This is a genomic window from Enterobacter cloacae complex sp. P13B, assembly GCF_014895915.1.
GTDB classification, from domain to species: Bacteria; Pseudomonadota; Gammaproteobacteria; order Enterobacterales; family Enterobacteriaceae; genus Enterobacter; species Enterobacter bugandensis.
This window is the reverse complement of the sequence record NZ_JADBQN010000036.1, coordinates 24,394-39,855: the sequence shown is the minus strand read 5'-3', so window position 1 is coordinate 39,855 and position 15,462 is coordinate 24,394. Positions and strand designations below refer to the sequence as shown.

Sequence of the window (15,462 nt, the reverse complement as noted above, 5' to 3'; positions counted from 1 at the left end):
AAAACATTAGAATCAATCAATCTCTTTTTTAACCCTAAAGTCATTTGTAATAAAGACAAAAATGAAAATATTGAAACATCAATCAATCTTATAAATAAAATTAAGAATAAAATAACAAGCAACATGCACATAGAATTATCGATACCAAGTGTAGACTATTTAATCACTGACTTTACCATTGATCTAGAGTATTCTATAAATGCAAAGAAATACTCAAAGCATGCATTAATGAGAAACCAAACCATAGATTACGAGCTGATTTCCGACTCAATCTCATATGCTAAAACATCAACAGACATTGATAGTTCATATTATAACAATCATATTGCTGAATATCGGAATGAGTTATATTTCAACAGTCTAATATCATCCATTTATGCTTCATCGACTTTAACTCCTGAAATAAAAATAAGAATATGTAATAATGATCTTTTTAGCCTGGTTTCAGACATAGGTAAAAACATTAGAAATAGTAATATATCAAAAATACAAAAAATGATGAAGATTTTCTCATCTAAAGTAATTGATAAATCTGACACTATGTTTGATTATTTTTCTAAAACATCAAATAAGCAAATAAAAATAATATCAAACTTCCCTTTGGAATGGACTAATGTAAATGGCCTACCGTTTATGATAAGGCATAACACAAGTCGTATATTCAACACCCCGGGATTTATAAAACAAAACATTCTTCTCAATAATAACGAAGTTTCAATAAGCCTAGATAGTTTTAAAAAAATATTAGTCATCAGTTCCTTTAAAGCTGGGGAACGTATAAGTAATGATATAAAAAATGAATTGCATCGGGTAATAAAAGAATGCAACGACCCTAGTATTAATTCAGTAGTAAATGAAAAAGTTTCTAAAAAAGGGTCTTACATCCCGAACTTTGAAATGGAAGTAATATTTAAAGATGTCACAAATAAAAATGAGCTAGTGGATTCTTTGAATTCATTTAAATTCGCTCTTGTAATATTTGATATGCACGGTGGCCATGATTATGATGGGCATGGATTCCTTGAGCTATCAGGTGAAATTTTGTATCCTTATGAGTTAATGGGTTTAGCTAATATCCCACCAATAGTCGTATTAAGTGCTTGTGATACAAGCCCAGCCGATAGAAATCATTTTAATGCAGCAAATGCTTTTCTATGTGCAGGAGCAAAAACGGTACTGGCTAGTACATACCCCATATTAAGTAGAGATGCGGCTATCTATATAGGCCGATTATATAAACGCCTAAGATACTATCTACCTGAAAGAATTTTATTCACTAAAACAAGTTTAAGATGGTCAGAGTTCATTACGGGACTTAACCGCCGAGTTTATTTCGATTATTTTTTAATGTACATTTTCAGAAAATATAAAATTAATGATAAGTCCATATTAATAGAGTTACGGAATTATATAAATATCGCATTAGAAAATCACCCTCACGATTTTTTAGATGGAGTTTATTATTTCTTTGAAAATTTAACAGACCTATCTAAAAATCAAATTAGTGATGAACTTAATAATCACTTCTTGTTTGCTGAATGCCTGAACTATGTGCAAATAGGCTCTCCTGAAAAAGTTTTAATTTATGCAGAGGATCTAAGCATAGAATAAAAAACTTACTGATATAGGATCTGCAGATAAAAATCACCTGCAGATCTTAGAATCCAAACGAGGTAGGTTCAGGCCGTACAACAACCCAAGTTTCATAAATTAAATAGCGATAACCAAATGTACAAAAATGATCACCAGCTTCGATTGGTGGTCATTCTGGTGGTCTTGACAAAAAGGAAATTCAGGATTAGCTTAATTATTAGCCAGTTACTGGCAAAGGCGATCCCAGTCAGAGAGTCAAATTCTTGTTTTCATGTCGCTTTGCGAATCCCTGTACGATTTTGATTCAATAAGTTAGCGTGAAAAGCCTTCCCGATTCGTATTCAGTTTACCCCCCGCATCGGGAAAAAGTGGTCGTCAAATCTGGGTCATTTCAGTTCGATTGTGGAGTGATCGCCAAATGCCCCCCTTAACGACACGAAAACCCGCAGCCTCAAACCTTCTTGTAAAGCCTCTGATTGGTCTGTAGCTGCGTGTCCATCCAGACGGTTCACGTCTTTGGTATCCCAAATACCGTATCAACGGTAAAGCATCCCGTCCTGGCTTAAGTGCTTACCCTGTTATGTCGCTGGCTGGTGCCCGACAGCAACGCGAGGGGATCCGTAAGTTACTGGCTCGGAACATTAATCCCGCTCAACAACGCATTTTCGGCCACGGAATAACTACGTTCGATTATCTGGCGGACAGCCTCTTCTTAATTCGGGAGTAAAACGCGGTGTACCCATAGATTTCTTCAGTGCTCAAACTACAGGGCAGATTTGTCTACGGCTCGGGGCGCTCCAGTCTTGTCCATTTCTCAAATGCCAAAACTTTTGGTTATTAATAGGGAAAGGTTTACTCACGTCGGGCGCAGAGAGGTGTTAACGTCGCACCATATTGATTTGCTGCGTCACGAATGCGCTGCGGAAATACTCGCGCAGCGCCGCCATCGCCGGGGTTAAGTGGGCGTCATGGCGCCATGCCAGGCCGACGCTCATCGGGTGCACATGGTTCACCAGCGAACGGGTCTCAATGCGCCGCCCTTCCAGCGACCACGGGCGATAAACCAGGTCCGATAAGATAGCAATCCCCGAACCATTAGCCACCATGCTGCGCACCGCCTCGACCGAACTGGTGCGCAGGATGACGCTCGGGCTGGCTCCGGCCTCTTCCCAGTAGCGCATGGCACTGTCTGCGGCTTCATCCACCGTGAGCATAATGAAAGGTTCCCCGGCCACATCCTCCAGCGTCACGTGCGATTTTTCACATAACGGATGCCGCGATGGCAGCCACAAGCGGCGCGTAGAATTAAACAGGGTTTCGGCATAAATCGACTGATGGCGTAAATTGCCAGTCAGCACCAGTGCCATATCCAGCTTCTGGTCAACCAATCCTTGTTCAATATCCTGCCGCTCATACTCAAACAACTGGATATCAATGTGCGGGTAATCCTGCGCCAGCCGTTGCAGATGGAACGGCAGAAAATAGCCAATCACCGTGTAACTTGCCGCCAGGCGCAGCGTGCCTCGCACACCCGTGTCATTAACCGGCATACTACGCACGGCATTATCCACGGTCTGTAACACGGTATAGGCATGGTTAAGAAAATGGTTCCCGTAGTCGGTCAGCATCATGCCGTGCACCGAGCGGGTAAACAGCTTCTTGCCCAATAGCTGCTCCAGCTCCTGAATCGCCCCGGTGACCGCCGACTGAGAAATATTGAGATGCAAGGCCGCCAGCGAGATCTGCCCCATTTCGGCGGTGGCAACAAAATAACGAACCTGGCGTAATGTCAGCATCTCTGCCCCTCTTTTTATTTAAGCAAAATGTTTGCCCATGAGCGTTCTGTTTTTCTGATATCAGACTATCTAAAAATAATACTTTTCGGATACAAATAAATCTTCATATAGTGAATTGACGTCCCCAACGGAAATAAGAAATTATTATGATGAAAACGGTCGATATCAACTCCGATATAGGAGAAAGTTTTGGCTCATGGATAATTGGCGATGATGTTGATAATGAACTTATGACGATAATCAGCTCCGACAATATTGCCACCGGGTTTCACGCTGGTGATCCCAGTATTATGCGAAAAACTGTCGAGTCGGCCAGAAAAAATGGCGTAGCCATTGGCGCACATCCGGGATTTAATGATTTACAAGGATTTGGTCGCCGCCATTTATCTATTCCGATGGACGAACTGGTTAACGACATTATTTACCAACTGGGTGCATTGCGGGAATTCGCACGTTTATACTCCTTGCCATTACAGCATATTAAACCGCACGGCGCGTTATATATGCACCTGGCGCGGGATGAAACGGCAGCGCAATGTTTTGTTGCCGCCCTGCATCAACTCGACGCCGGCCTCTATCTTTACTGCATGGCGGGCTCCGCCGTCTGGCAGGCAGCGCAGCGGCTGGAGCATCCGGTAGTCACCGAGTTTTACGCCGACAGAGAGTATGACGATCAAGGGCTTATTGTCTTCACCCGCAGTACCGGACGTCTTAATGTGCAGGCGATCACCGAGAAAGTGTTAATGGCCTGTCTGGAGGGGAAAGTCAAAACCGTTACCGGCAATACCATCCCGATTCGTTTCGATTCTATTTGTATCCACAGTGATACGCCCGGCGCACTGGAAATTATCAGCTCGGTAAAAATGGCGCTCATTAATGCAGGTATAAACGTCTGCTCACCGGGTATGGTTTAATCATTCCCGCTTATCTGGAGAGAAATACGATGTCTGATATTGAAATTTTTTCGCCATTGCCAGGTATTTTTTACCGGCAACCCTCACCGGAGGCTGCACCTTTTGTTAAGGATGGCGATAAAGTCGAACCCGATACCATTATTGGTTTAATTGAAGTGATGAAGCAGTTCAGTGAAATATTCGCCGAGACTCGCGGCATAATAAGCGCCATCACCATACAAAATGGTGATGCCGTCGAACCCGGACAGGTGATCGCCATAATAAAAACCGATAACGAATAATCACTGCGGAGGATTTATGACGGGGAAAATAAAAAAATTATTGGTCGCTAACCGTGGGGAAATAGCGGTGCGTATTATTCGTGCTGCGCAAACACTGGGGATCCCAACGGTGGCGGCATGCAGCGAGGCGGACAGCGAAAGCCTTGCGGCAAAACTGGCCGATGAGGTGTGCATTATCGGCCCGGCACCTGCCGCGCGCAGTTATCTCAACATTAATGCCTTACTGGATGCCGCCGCGCAAACCGGTGCAAATGCGATCCACCCTGGCTACGGTTTTCTGTCGGAAAATGCCCAGTTCGCCGAGCGGGTTGAACAGGCCGGGTATATTTTCGTCGGCCCCGACGCGCAAACCATTCGCGTGATGGGCGATAAAGCCGCAGCCCGCCGCACAGCAGCAGAAGCCGGTGTGCCGGTCGTTCCCGGCTCCCGGGTGCTGGAAACGGTACAGGCAGCGCAAGTTCGCGCCAGCCAGATCGGTTATCCCTGCCTGATTAAAGCCGCAGCCGGTGGCGGTGGTCGTGGTATCCGCGTGGTAGAAAATGATGAGGCACTGGCGCGGGAATTCCCCGTTGCCCAGAGCGAATCGAAAGCCGCTTTTGGCTCAAGCGCAGTCTATCTCGAGCGTTTTATCGCCCGCGCCCGTCATGTTGAAGTGCAGATCCTCGGCGATGGCGAGCGGGTGATCCACCTGTTCGACCGCGAGTGCTCGTTACAGCGCCGTCGGCAGAAAATCTTTGAGGAAGCGCCCTCGCCTGCCCTGAGTCCTGCCCAGCGGACCGCGCTCTGCGACAGCGCAGTGCAACTGGCGCGGCACCTACGCTACCGCGGGGCAGGCACGCTGGAATACCTGTTTGATGAAACGCGCGGCGAGTTCTGGTTCATTGAAATGAATACCCGTATCCAGGTGGAACACCCGGTAACCGAGATGGTAACGGGCATCGATCTGGTGCAGTAGATGTTACGCATTGCCAACGGTGAACCGCTAACGTTGGCGCAGTCGGATGTGCACCTGAGCGGCAGCGCTTGCGAAATGCGCATTAACGCCGAAGACCCCGACAAGAACTTCTTCCCTTGCCCTGGCCGGATAGACGCAGTGGTGTGGCCGGGTGGCGAAGGGATCCGTGTCGACAGCCATGTCTTCAGCGGTTACAGCGTTCCCCCGTGGTATGACTCCTTGCTGGCGAAGGTAATTGCCTGGGGCCCCGATCGCGCCGACGCGCTGGCCCGCGCCCGCCAGGCACTCGGCGGGCTTGAACTACGTGGCATCAAAACCACCGCCCCGCTGCATCAATGGCTGCTGCAACACCCGCAATTGCAGGCGGGAGAATTTACCACCACCACCCTTGAGCAGTGGCTGGCGGAGCGCGACAGTGCAGCCACGCCGCCGCTACAGGAGAGGCGCTATGGCCAATAATCCGATTCGCTACTCGTTTGGCGGAGATGAGCATCTTTTTGCCGAAATTGACCAGTCAATGTCGTTAAATGCTTTTTTCCACGGCCTGACACTGACACGGGCACTGGAGGCATGCCAGCTCCCCGGTGTGCTGGATATTTGCCTGGCGAACGCCTCTTTCCAGGTACGCTTTAACCCGGACGTGCTGGCACCGCAAACGCTGCTCGACAAGTTGCAGGCGCTGGAAGCCGATAGCGAAGCCGACGCAACGCTGGCGACACGCATTATTGAGGTGCCGGTGCTGTACAACGATCCGTGGACACACGAGACGTTAATGCGTTTTCGCGATCGCCATCAGGCACCGGAAGGCAGCGACCTCGACTATGCCGCACACATCAACGGTTATGCGGATAAAGACGACTTTATTGCCGCGCACAGCGGTACGCCGTGGTTCGTGTCGATGGTGGGTTTTGTCGCCGGATTGCCGTTTATGTACCAGATGGTCGGGCATGACAAACAGCTCCAGGTACCGAAATACCTGCGCCCGCGTACCGATACGCCCGGGTTATCCCTCGGTCATGGCGGCTGCTTCGGCTGTATCTACTCGGTGCGTGGCGCTGGCGGTTATCAGCTGTTTGGTATCACGCCAATGCCGATCTATGATCCGGCGCAACGTCTGCCGTATCTGCAAAGCGAAATGGTGTTCTTCAAAGCGGGCGACATTGTGCAGTTCCGCGCCATCGATCATCAGACTTATGACGACATCAGCGAACAGGTGAAAAAAGGCATATTTTCCCCGCGCATTCGCGATGTGACATTTGTGCTTGCAGACTTTGTCGCCGATCCGCAGGGCTATCCTCAGTTATTGAAAAGGGGGTTGTATGACCATCAATGTGATTAAGCCTGGCCTTGCCACCACGGTACAGGATGCAGGGCGTGAAGGCTATTACCACCTGGGCATTCCCCCCTCCGGCGCATTGGATCCGTATTCAATGCAGATGGCGAACCTGCTGGTGGGTAACGCAGCCGATGATGCGGTGCTGGAGATGACGCTGCTCGGCCCGGAGTTACATTTTTCCACCGATGCGCTGATCGCGGTGTGCGGCGCGGCGATGACGCCGATCGTTGACAATCAACCTGCTGCTGCGCACAGCGCGCTGTATATCCACGCCGGGCAACATCTGCGCTTTGCCCCGGCCCGCCAGGGATGCCGTGGCTATCTGGCGATTGCTGGCGGCCTTGATGTGCCGCGCGTCCTGGGAAGCGGCTCGACCTATACGCTGGGGGCGCTGGGGGGCTTTCAGGGGCGGCGACTGGCAGCGGATGATGTGTTGAACGTGCATCCAGTAAACGCAGATCGCTTCCGCCGCGAGGGGAACACTGTTCCTGAGGCATTACTGCCGGTGCTGGAGAAATCCGTCACTCTGCGACTGGTACCGGGCCTCTATATCCACCGACTGACGGATGCCGCGGTCGATACCTTCTTTGCCGACGACTGGTATGTCAGTACCGAAGCCGACCGCACGGGCTACCGTCTGAAAGGCGGGCAGCCGCTGGCGTTTAACCCACGGACGCCACCGTTTGGCGCAGGCTCTGATCCCTCCAATATTGTCGATGCCTGCTACCCCATTGGTTCCGTTCAGGCACCGGGTGGGCTTGAGCCAATTGTCCTGCTGCGCGATGCGGTGGGCATTGCATTCACTGCCTGACAGTCTGATTGCGCTCTTACTCCTTCCAAAATCTTGCGCTTTGCCATTTGAACTGCTGCTATTTGTACTGTATAGTACAGTACAAATATCTATCCAGACCGGAAGAATAAAATGGTAGCTGACGAAAGAACCTCCGCTCCTAAGCACAGAACTGCCAGAGGAGCCCAACGTGTCCGTGACCTGACTGAGGCCGCCGCCGAGTTGTTCCTTGAACGGGGCTTTGATGCAGTCGCTGTTGATGACTTGATTGCGCGTGTTGGTGGATCACGAAGCACCATTTACAGCCACTTTGGAGGAAAAGAAGGTCTTTTCAGGCATGCAATGATCGACCTCTGTACCGAGGTTGCCAGGCCGCTGGAGCAACTGAACATCGCGGACGGAGAGCCAGGCGAGGTGCTGCCAGTTCTTGGCCGGCAACTACTGAGATCTGCCCTGTCTTCACGCACCCTTGCGTTGCATCGACTTCTGGTCAATGAAGGCCGGCGCTTTCCGGACGTTGCCAGAGCTATGTGGGACGTCAGCTACGGTAAAGCCATCCAAATTCTTTCAGTCTGGATTGCCGCTCAACAGCAGCCGGGAAAAGGATTAGGCCGCGACGTCCCCGCCAAAGCGCTGGCGGAACATTTTGTCAGTCTGGTGGCCGCTAACACCAAGCTTCAGGCTGCGTCTGGACTTCGATCACCAACATTGACTGATGCTGAAATCGAGGAAATCGTTGGTCATGCTGTACAAATTTTTCTTCATGGCGCAGCGGGTGGGCAAACGGACGAAGACAGTAAGAAATGAAACATTTTTTTAACCACGTAGCAACCAGCAAGGAGAATGGAGGTAGAAATGTATGAATACTCAAAGTAGTCAGTCCGGAAAAGAGCAGGCTAATACGAATGCGGCCAATGTAAAAGTTGCCAGCCCGGAAAAAAAACACTGGGCACAACCGAGTTTCTTTAACGACAACGTGCTGCTCGATGCGCTGATCAAGCACATCCTGGGCCTGATGCCCTATGGCATGACCGACTTCGGCGAGGTCATGGACGTGGTGCACCAGCTCAGGGGCAGCGACGAAGAGACCTGGGTCAGTGCCTGGGCCGCGCTGGCGACCCGGCTGCAAGACAGGGCCGAAGATGCGGACAGAAATAACAGGTCTGTCACCGCGGCCAGTGCCTACCTTCGCGCTTCGACGTACTGGCGCTGCGCGTTGCTTTATTTCAGCGACTTCGGGGACAAGCGTATGAAGGAGTACGCAGTCGCCAGCGCATCGTGCTACGAGCGACACATCTCTCTGTCCGGCTATCCCGCCGAACGCATCGAAATCCCCTACGAAGGCAGCTTCCTTCCCGGCTATTTCTACAGATCACCTCATGCTGACGAGAAAGCCCCGCTACTCATCGTCACACCGGGCCGGGATACCTGGGCCGAGGACACCCGGTGGGTTTGCGAAGGTGCGCTTCAGCGGGGCATTCACTGCCTGACCTACGATGGCCCTGGCCAGGGGTTCGCGCTGCGTCTGAACAACCTGACCTTCCGCCCCGACTGGGAGAAGGTTGTCAGCCCGCTGATTGACTTCGCGCTGGAGAAGTTTACGGAGATAGACGCCTCCAATATCGCGCTGATGGGCCTGAGCTTCGGTGGCTATCTGGTGCCTCGCGTGGCTGCGTTCGACAAACGTATCAAGCTCTGCATCACTGATCCGGGCAACATCAGTTGGGGACGTCAAATCATCGCGCAGCTGGAGCGTTTCGCCGACCGGCCGCTGGCCGAGCTTCCTGATCAGTTACGGAATCTGGTGAGTGATTACGCCTGGAAGCATGGCGTGCCCAACTCGATCAAAGATGTAGTGCAGGCCCTCCAGCCCTATGACAACTCAGCCATCCTGGACCAGGTGACCTGTGAAACGCTGGTGCTGGATGGAACCGGCGAGGTCTTCCACGGTGCCAGGCCGTTCTTCGACGCCTTGAATTGCCCCAAGGAGTATCTGTTGTTCGATGAGTCTTCGACGGCGCAGTCGCACTGCCAGATAGGAGGCTATGCCACGGCCACCGAATTCATCTTCGACCGGATTGCAGACCGGCTTGGGCGCGGGTAAATCGCGCGTCTCGCTGAACCTTGTGGTCTTCTCAAATTTTCCCAGGAGCATGACATGGACTCATCCGCTACCCCCTCCCCTGAATTCCGTCTCGGCGGGGATCTGTCGATCAACCGGCTCGGCTTTGGCGCCATGCGCCTGCCTTGCAATGGTTTCCGCGGCCCGGCTCGCGATCCGGAGACCGGCCGCGCGGTGCTGCGCCGCGTGGTTGAACTTGGCGTCAACCTGATCGACACGGCCGATTTCTACCAAAGCTCCGATGGTGTAGTACGAGCCAATGCGCTCATTCGTGAAGCGCTGCATCCCTATCCTTCAAATTTGGTGATTGCAACCAAGGTCGGTGTTGTATTCAACCCGGATGGCAGCCACCGGCCCGCCACGGGCGGAGACATGCGTAAGCTTGTCGAGGAGAACCTGGCAAGCCTCGGCGTGAACCGCCTCGACCTGGTGTACCTGCGCATCGGTGAGATGACGGTACCGCACGGCGAGTCGCTTGCAGAGCGCTTCGGGGCGTTGGCCGCACTTCGCGAAGAAGGCCTGATTCGCCACCTCGGCATCAGCAATGTCGATATCGGGCATTTCAATGAGGCCCGCGCCATCGCTCCGGTCGTGGCCGTGCAGAACAACTTTCACTTCGCCCGGCGCGAGGATCGGAGCCTGTTGCAGACCTGCGAAGAATCCGGCATCGCCTTCTGCCCGTTTTTCCCGCTTGGCGGAGGTGTGGGCGAGATCGACGACGGGCGGCTTACCCGAGTGGCAAAGCGGCACGGTGCCACGCCTGTTCAGGCCGCGCTGGCCTGGTTACTGGCGTCCTCACCGGCCATGCTGGCAATCCCTGGCACAGGGTCGGTCAGGCATCTTGAAGAGAATGTCGCCGCTGGCGGCATCCGGCTCACTGAAGAAGATCATGCCGAACTCGCGTGAAGCGGTTTGCCGCACGATACCGGGCCACCCGAGGCACCGTTTTATACTGATCGCAGCGACCCTTGTTACAGCGGGCATATTGACCGGCTGCGCCAGCGTAAAACTGAGCGCCCCGCCCGCTGCAGCAGTGAGCTTCGAGGACTATCGACGCGAAACAATCCAACATATACAGGCTGGTCGCCATTTTCAGCTTGCCGACCACGATGCCGAACTGACGTGGAATACACCTCAGGAGTGGCGACCCGCGTCGTCGGAGAAAGGAAGTTATCCCCGCAAAGGGATCCTGCTCGTGCATGGCCTGGGCGACTCGCCGTGGTCATTCCGGGACCTTGGCCAGCCGCTGGCAATGCAAGGGTTTCTCGTGCGAACGGTGCTTCTCCCCGGACACGGAACCCGCCCCGAGGATCTGTTGCAAACCACAGCAGAGCAATGGCAGCAGGTCGTGTGGGAACAGGCCAACGCACTGCAGAAGGATGTCGAAGGACCAGTCTACCTGGGGGGCTTCTCCACGGGCGCCAATCTGGCTCTCGACTACGCTTACTCCCATCCAGAAATCGCAGGGCTGGTGCTGTTTTCGCCAGGGTTCAAGAGCATGCCATTCGACTGGCTTGCGCCACTGGCAGCCCGTATCAGGCCCTGGCTCATCACACCGGACGGCAACGTTCCGATGCAGAATGCCGTCAAATACTTCAATGTACCGGCCAACGGTTTCGCACAATTCTACCGGACCAGCGCCAACGCGCGCCGGCTATTGCGAGAGCGGGCCTATGACAGGCCGGTATTCATGGCGGTCGCCGGGCATGACTCGGTGCTGGATACTGGTTATCTGCTCGACGTTTTCCAGCGGCGCTTCACACACCCGGACAGCCGCCTGATCTGGTACGGCAAGGCACCGGACAGTCTGGTGGATATGCAACGCGTTCTAGTTCGTCCCGACAGGCTCCCCGCATGGCGCATCAGTCAGTTTTCGCACATGAGCCTGACATTTGCCCCGGCCAACCCCGTGTATGGCGAAGGCGGAATTATTCGTATCTGCCTGAATGGCTTTAGTGCAAAAGACACGCAGGCCTGCGAGCAAGGCGTACCGGTCTGGTATTCGGACTGGGGCCACCGTGAGCAGGGAAAAGTCCACGCGCGGCTGACTTTCAATCCCTATTTCAACTGGCAGAACTCGGTTATGGCGACCGTTCTGGGCAGGTCGCAGACAGCTGATGCCTCTGCCGAAAGGCCGGCGGCTGCCAGCGTCAAAGACATCGACATCAATACTCCGCCGCGCGACGCGGTGACGTTCTAAATCCCATTGTCATTACGAGGCATCCATGAAGAGAGTCCAGTTCAGCCGCTACGGCGGCCCCGAAGAAATGTCGCTTGCAGAATATTCGCTGCCAGCCCTTGAACCCCGGCGAGTCCGCGTGCGCGTAAAGGCCGCAGCAATCAACCCGCTCGACTGGAAGATTCGCCGTGGCGTCATGAAGTTCGTTACTGGCAACCGGTTTCCCCAGGGCATGGGCTCTGACTTTGCAGGCATTGTCGACGAGGTTGGCACCGCCGTGACAGACGTCCGGGTTGGCGATGAGGTGTTCGGCACGGTAGAAATCAAAAGGCAGGGTGCGTTTGCCGAGGTCGTCGATGCTGACGCGAGGCTGGTTGCCCCCAAGCCCGCCGCGCTGTCATTCAGTGAAGCTGCGTGCTTACCCATTCCATTCGCCACCGCCTGGGCGGCCATTGTGGGCGCAGCGCGTGCTGGCAGCGAGTCGCGGATATTCATTCACGGCTGCAGCGGCGCGGTCGGCAGCAGTGCTGTGCAACTGGCTCAGGCCTGTGGAGCACAGGTTTCCGGCGCCTGCGGCGAAGCCTCGCTGGCAAGCGTGGAGCTGGCCGGTGTCCGCCCGGCCTTTACCTACCCGGACAAAACGTCCTTCGCCGCTTATGGCCCGTACGACGCGGTGTTCGACACGCTCGGCACGCTCGACGTCGCCGAGGGTCTGGCGATGCTGAAGTCCGGGGGACGCTTCATCGACATTAATCCGACACCTGGCAGAATGCTGCGCGGCTTTATTTCAGGGCGCTACCGGATGGTGTTCGCAACAGGGGGATTCAGGAACCTGCGGGAGATAGCCCGACTGGCCTGTGAAGGCAAAATCCATGTATCCATTGGACTGGAAGCGCCGTTCACCGACGCGCTGACTGTCATCAGGAACGCAGAACTCGGCCGGCGGCCTGCCGGGCGGATTGTGCTGATCATGTAATCAGCGACGGACCTGTCTCAGGAACCCGGCAATGGCAGAAAACGGCCATTGCCGAACATGATATCAACTGAAACTCAGTGGCGATCATGACGGGACATGGCGACTCTGGTTAAACAAGATTGTTCATGTATAGCTATGCCACAGCAATATCGCATGGACTGAAGCAACGAAACGACTCCAGCCTAGCCCGGGCGGCAAGGTACACGGATCGCCAGTGGTGCACGAGAATACGGGTTTTACAGCGACACAGGTATCAGTGCCTCCTGCTTTGCCGTGACGAAGGAGCCGGGCAGCATGTTGCCGGTGGTGACCTGTGCTCCATCGCTCTGGATTTGGACTTTGCGATGAGAAGGTCAGACCGAGAACAATAGTTACTGTCCCCCGCCGTTGCTGACATAAGCCCGAAGGAACGCATCGACCGCTGTTGCTACAGCTTCCTTTGGCGTAAACCAGGGTTGAGCACCAAATAACAACGGTTCAATAAATCCGATTTCGAGCAAACCCTTTAGATGCGCCGCGGCAACGCGGGCGTCTACCGGACGAATCACACCATTCTCCTGCTGACGGGCAATATAGTTTGTCATATGTTCCCACGCCCGCCCGGCCCCCATCTCGTAGAGCGTGGCTCCCAGCGTAGAACTTGCGCCCTCGGCAATGGCAGCTCGCATGATGGCAAGCGTATCTGCAGAAGTCAGCAAAGCAAGCAGGGCCTCACCAAAACGCCGAAGTGCCAGTGAAACATCCGGCTCGGACAGATCAAGCAGTCCCATAATCTCATCTGCTTGTTCTTCCATCACTGCCATCATGGCAGCAGCGAATAACGCTTCCTTGGATTTGAAGTAGCCATACAGGGTGCCTTTCGATCCTCCGATCCGCGCTGAGATCATCGCCATGCTGGCGCGCGCATAACCGACATCGCGAAATACCTCGATTGCCACATCAAGGATCGCCTTACGCCGATCGTCTGTCTTTACTCTCATTCGAAACCTCACTTTTTCATACAGCACTGTACGATTTTGCATTGACACCTGCAAGAACATATATCTAAAATGACCGTACAGTATGGTTATGTAGGGCATGTTATGGGGTCATCAAATTTCCAATGGCGGACCACGGCGTCGGGAGGTGTCACCGCCTTTGTGGTTGTGCTCATGCTAAGCAGCTGTGCTCCCCTGCCACAAAAAAATGACGTGGTGCCTGCAGGACCAGAAAGCTTCGCGAGTGCTACAAGCTTTTCCGCACCCGGGAGGGCCTGGCCCTCGGATCGCTGGTGGGAAGAATTTGGCGACGCCCAGCTCAATGCACTGATCACCGAGGGGTTGAAGGGAGCGACCGATTTGCGCGTGGCTTCAGCACGTTTTGCCCGTGCCGAAGCACTGGTTCAGGAGACCCGGAGCAGGTTGCTTCCCGCCATCACAGCAAATGGTGAGGTCGGATCGACCAAGCAAAGCTACAACTATCTTTCCCCGGCAAGTGGGCTGCCCGAGGGCTGGCGTGATTATGGTCAGACAACCCTCAATCTTACCTGGGAGCTCGACTTCTGGGGCCGCAACCGGGCGGCATTAGCAGCAGCGCGTTCACAAGCCGAAGCAACAGGTGCCGAAGCTGCGGCCACTCGTCTGGCTGTGTCAGCAGGCATCGCCAGCGCCTACGGAGATCTGGCCGGAGATTACGCCGAACATGATGCCGCCGAACATGCTATTAAAGTGCGTAAGCGCACACTGGAACTGATAGAGGGTCGTAATAAGCAAGGGCTGGAAAATAAAGGTGCGGTTGAGCGCGCCCGTTCAGCACTCGCCACAGCTCAGGGCGATCTGGCTGAACAGAATGAATCCCTCTCCCTCACTCGTCACCGGATTGCAGCACTGATTGGGGCTGGCCCTGATCGCGGACTGACTATAGCGCGTCCGGGCGCGACCATTACTGGCAGCTTCGGCCTGCCAGCCAATCTACCGGCCGAATTAATCGGACGACGCCCTGACATCATTGCCGCACGGCTCCGGGCAGAAGCTGCTGCGAGCCAGATCAAGGAAGCCAGGGCGGCCTTCTATCCAAACGTCAATCTGACAGGTCTGATTGGCCTGCAGGCTCTCGGCATCGGAAATGTGTTTGAGTCAGGGTCCGATTTTGGAACAGTCGGCCCGGCCATCAGCTTGCCGATCTTCGACGGCGCGCGTTTGCGCGGACAGTACCGTGCCGCCGAAGCCGATTACCGGGTGGCCGTCGCCCAATATGACGGCGCATTAACGCAGGCGCTGCGAGATGTGGCTGATGCAGCCACAAGCACACGCGCGCTGGACCTGCGGCTTGAACACGCACAGGAAGCAGAGCGCTCTGCCAGTGCCGCATGGTTCGTTGCCAGCAATCGTTATCGCGGCGGCCTTGCGACCTATCTTGATGTGCTGGCTGCCGAAGACGCCCTCATCAGCACCCGCCGCACGGTCGCGTCTCTGAAAAGCCGCGCCCTTGTCCTCAAGATCGCCCTCATCCGTGCGCTCGGTGGCGGCTATCGCGCATAAA

At 53.9% G+C, this 15,462-nt stretch carries 13 protein-coding genes and 2 pseudogenes; 13 read left to right on the top strand and 2 right to left on the bottom strand.

Annotated elements, in window-relative coordinates; translation table 11 throughout:
- Both IM273_RS16015 and IM273_RS16010 read left to right on the top strand, forming a co-directional pair.
- The coding region (locus tag IM273_RS16015) for a CHAT domain-containing protein (RefSeq protein WP_193055561.1) at positions 1 to 1,611 on the top strand (1,611 nt) is incomplete at its 5' end.
- 408 nt (positions 1,612 to 2,019) lie between these two features.
- Positions 2,020 to 2,257: pseudogene (locus tag IM273_RS16010) on the top strand (Arm DNA-binding domain-containing protein); the annotation flags it as partial.
- 214 nt (positions 2,258 to 2,471) lie between these two features.
- Here IM273_RS16010 and IM273_RS16005 read toward each other — a convergent pair.
- Entirely contained in the window at positions 2,472 to 3,389 is a 918-nt protein-coding gene (locus IM273_RS16005; protein WP_047955833.1) for a LysR family transcriptional regulator, read from the bottom strand.
- 146 nt (positions 3,390 to 3,535) lie between these two features.
- Here IM273_RS16005 and IM273_RS16000 point away from each other — a divergent pair, with 146 nt between their 5' ends.
- The 10 genes and pseudogenes from IM273_RS16000 (at position 3,536) to IM273_RS15955 (ending at position 12,942) form a co-directional block, all read left to right on the top strand.
- On the top strand, positions 3,536 to 4,303 hold the full coding sequence (locus tag IM273_RS16000; RefSeq protein ID WP_200900453.1) for a 5-oxoprolinase subunit PxpA: 768 nt from the start codon (positions 3,536 to 3,538) through the stop codon (positions 4,301 to 4,303).
- Positions 4,304 to 4,332: 29 nt separating this feature from the next.
- Positions 4,333 to 4,584, top strand: coding sequence for an acetyl-CoA carboxylase (locus IM273_RS15995; RefSeq protein WP_047063028.1), 252 nt, complete (start codon positions 4,333 to 4,335; stop codon positions 4,582 to 4,584).
- Positions 4,585 to 4,600: 16 nt separating this feature from the next.
- Positions 4,601 to 5,998, top strand: a pseudogene (locus IM273_RS15990) (acetyl-CoA carboxylase biotin carboxylase subunit).
- Positions 5,988 to 6,878 carry an allophanate hydrolase subunit 1 gene (locus tag IM273_RS15985; protein ID WP_047063026.1) on the top strand — a complete coding sequence of 297 codons (891 nt, stop codon included), beginning with the start codon at positions 5,988 to 5,990 and terminating at the stop codon, positions 6,876 to 6,878. Before IM273_RS15990 ends, IM273_RS15985 begins: the two are co-directional and overlap by 11 nt.
- The gene (locus IM273_RS15980) at positions 6,859 to 7,686 is read left to right on the top strand and encodes a biotin-dependent carboxyltransferase family protein (RefSeq protein ID WP_223812790.1); all 828 of its coding nucleotides are present in this window, start codon (positions 6,859 to 6,861) and stop codon (positions 7,684 to 7,686) included. The genes IM273_RS15985 and IM273_RS15980 overlap by 20 nt, the downstream gene beginning before the upstream one ends.
- A gap of 111 nt (positions 7,687 to 7,797) precedes the next feature.
- Positions 7,798 to 8,472 (top strand): TetR/AcrR family transcriptional regulator, encoded by a 675-nt coding sequence (locus IM273_RS15975; protein WP_047063024.1) that lies wholly within the window; start codon positions 7,798 to 7,800, stop codon positions 8,470 to 8,472.
- 52 nt (positions 8,473 to 8,524) lie between these two features.
- The gene (locus IM273_RS15970) at positions 8,525 to 9,769 is read left to right on the top strand and encodes a S9 family peptidase (RefSeq protein ID WP_080346974.1); all 1,245 of its coding nucleotides are present in this window, start codon (positions 8,525 to 8,527) and stop codon (positions 9,767 to 9,769) included.
- Positions 9,770 to 9,823: 54 nt separating this feature from the next.
- Positions 9,824 to 10,693 carry an aldo/keto reductase gene (locus tag IM273_RS15965; RefSeq protein WP_047063023.1) on the top strand — a complete coding sequence of 290 codons (870 nt, stop codon included), beginning with the start codon at positions 9,824 to 9,826 and terminating at the stop codon, positions 10,691 to 10,693.
- Positions 10,638 to 11,987, top strand: coding sequence for an alpha/beta fold hydrolase (locus IM273_RS15960; RefSeq protein WP_223812791.1), 1,350 nt, complete (start codon positions 10,638 to 10,640; stop codon positions 11,985 to 11,987). Before IM273_RS15965 ends, IM273_RS15960 begins: the two co-directional genes overlap by 56 nt.
- Positions 11,988 to 12,012: 25 nt before the next feature.
- A complete protein-coding gene (locus tag IM273_RS15955; protein WP_047063021.1) occupies positions 12,013 to 12,942 on the top strand; it encodes an NADP-dependent oxidoreductase in 930 nt (309 codons plus the stop codon).
- Between the two features lie 371 nt (positions 12,943 to 13,313).
- On the opposite strand, the gene IM273_RS15950 is transcribed toward IM273_RS15955, so the two are convergent.
- Entirely contained in the window at positions 13,314 to 13,964 is a 651-nt protein-coding gene (locus IM273_RS15950) for a TetR/AcrR family transcriptional regulator (RefSeq protein WP_052768068.1), read from the bottom strand.
- A 129-nt stretch (positions 13,965 to 14,093) separates the two neighbouring features.
- On the opposite strand from IM273_RS15950, the gene IM273_RS15945 reads away from it, so the two are divergent.
- Positions 14,094 to 15,461 (top strand): efflux transporter outer membrane subunit, encoded by a 1,368-nt coding sequence (locus tag IM273_RS15945; RefSeq protein WP_047063020.1) that lies wholly within the window; start codon positions 14,094 to 14,096, stop codon positions 15,459 to 15,461.
- Position 15,462: the final 1 nt, after the last annotated feature.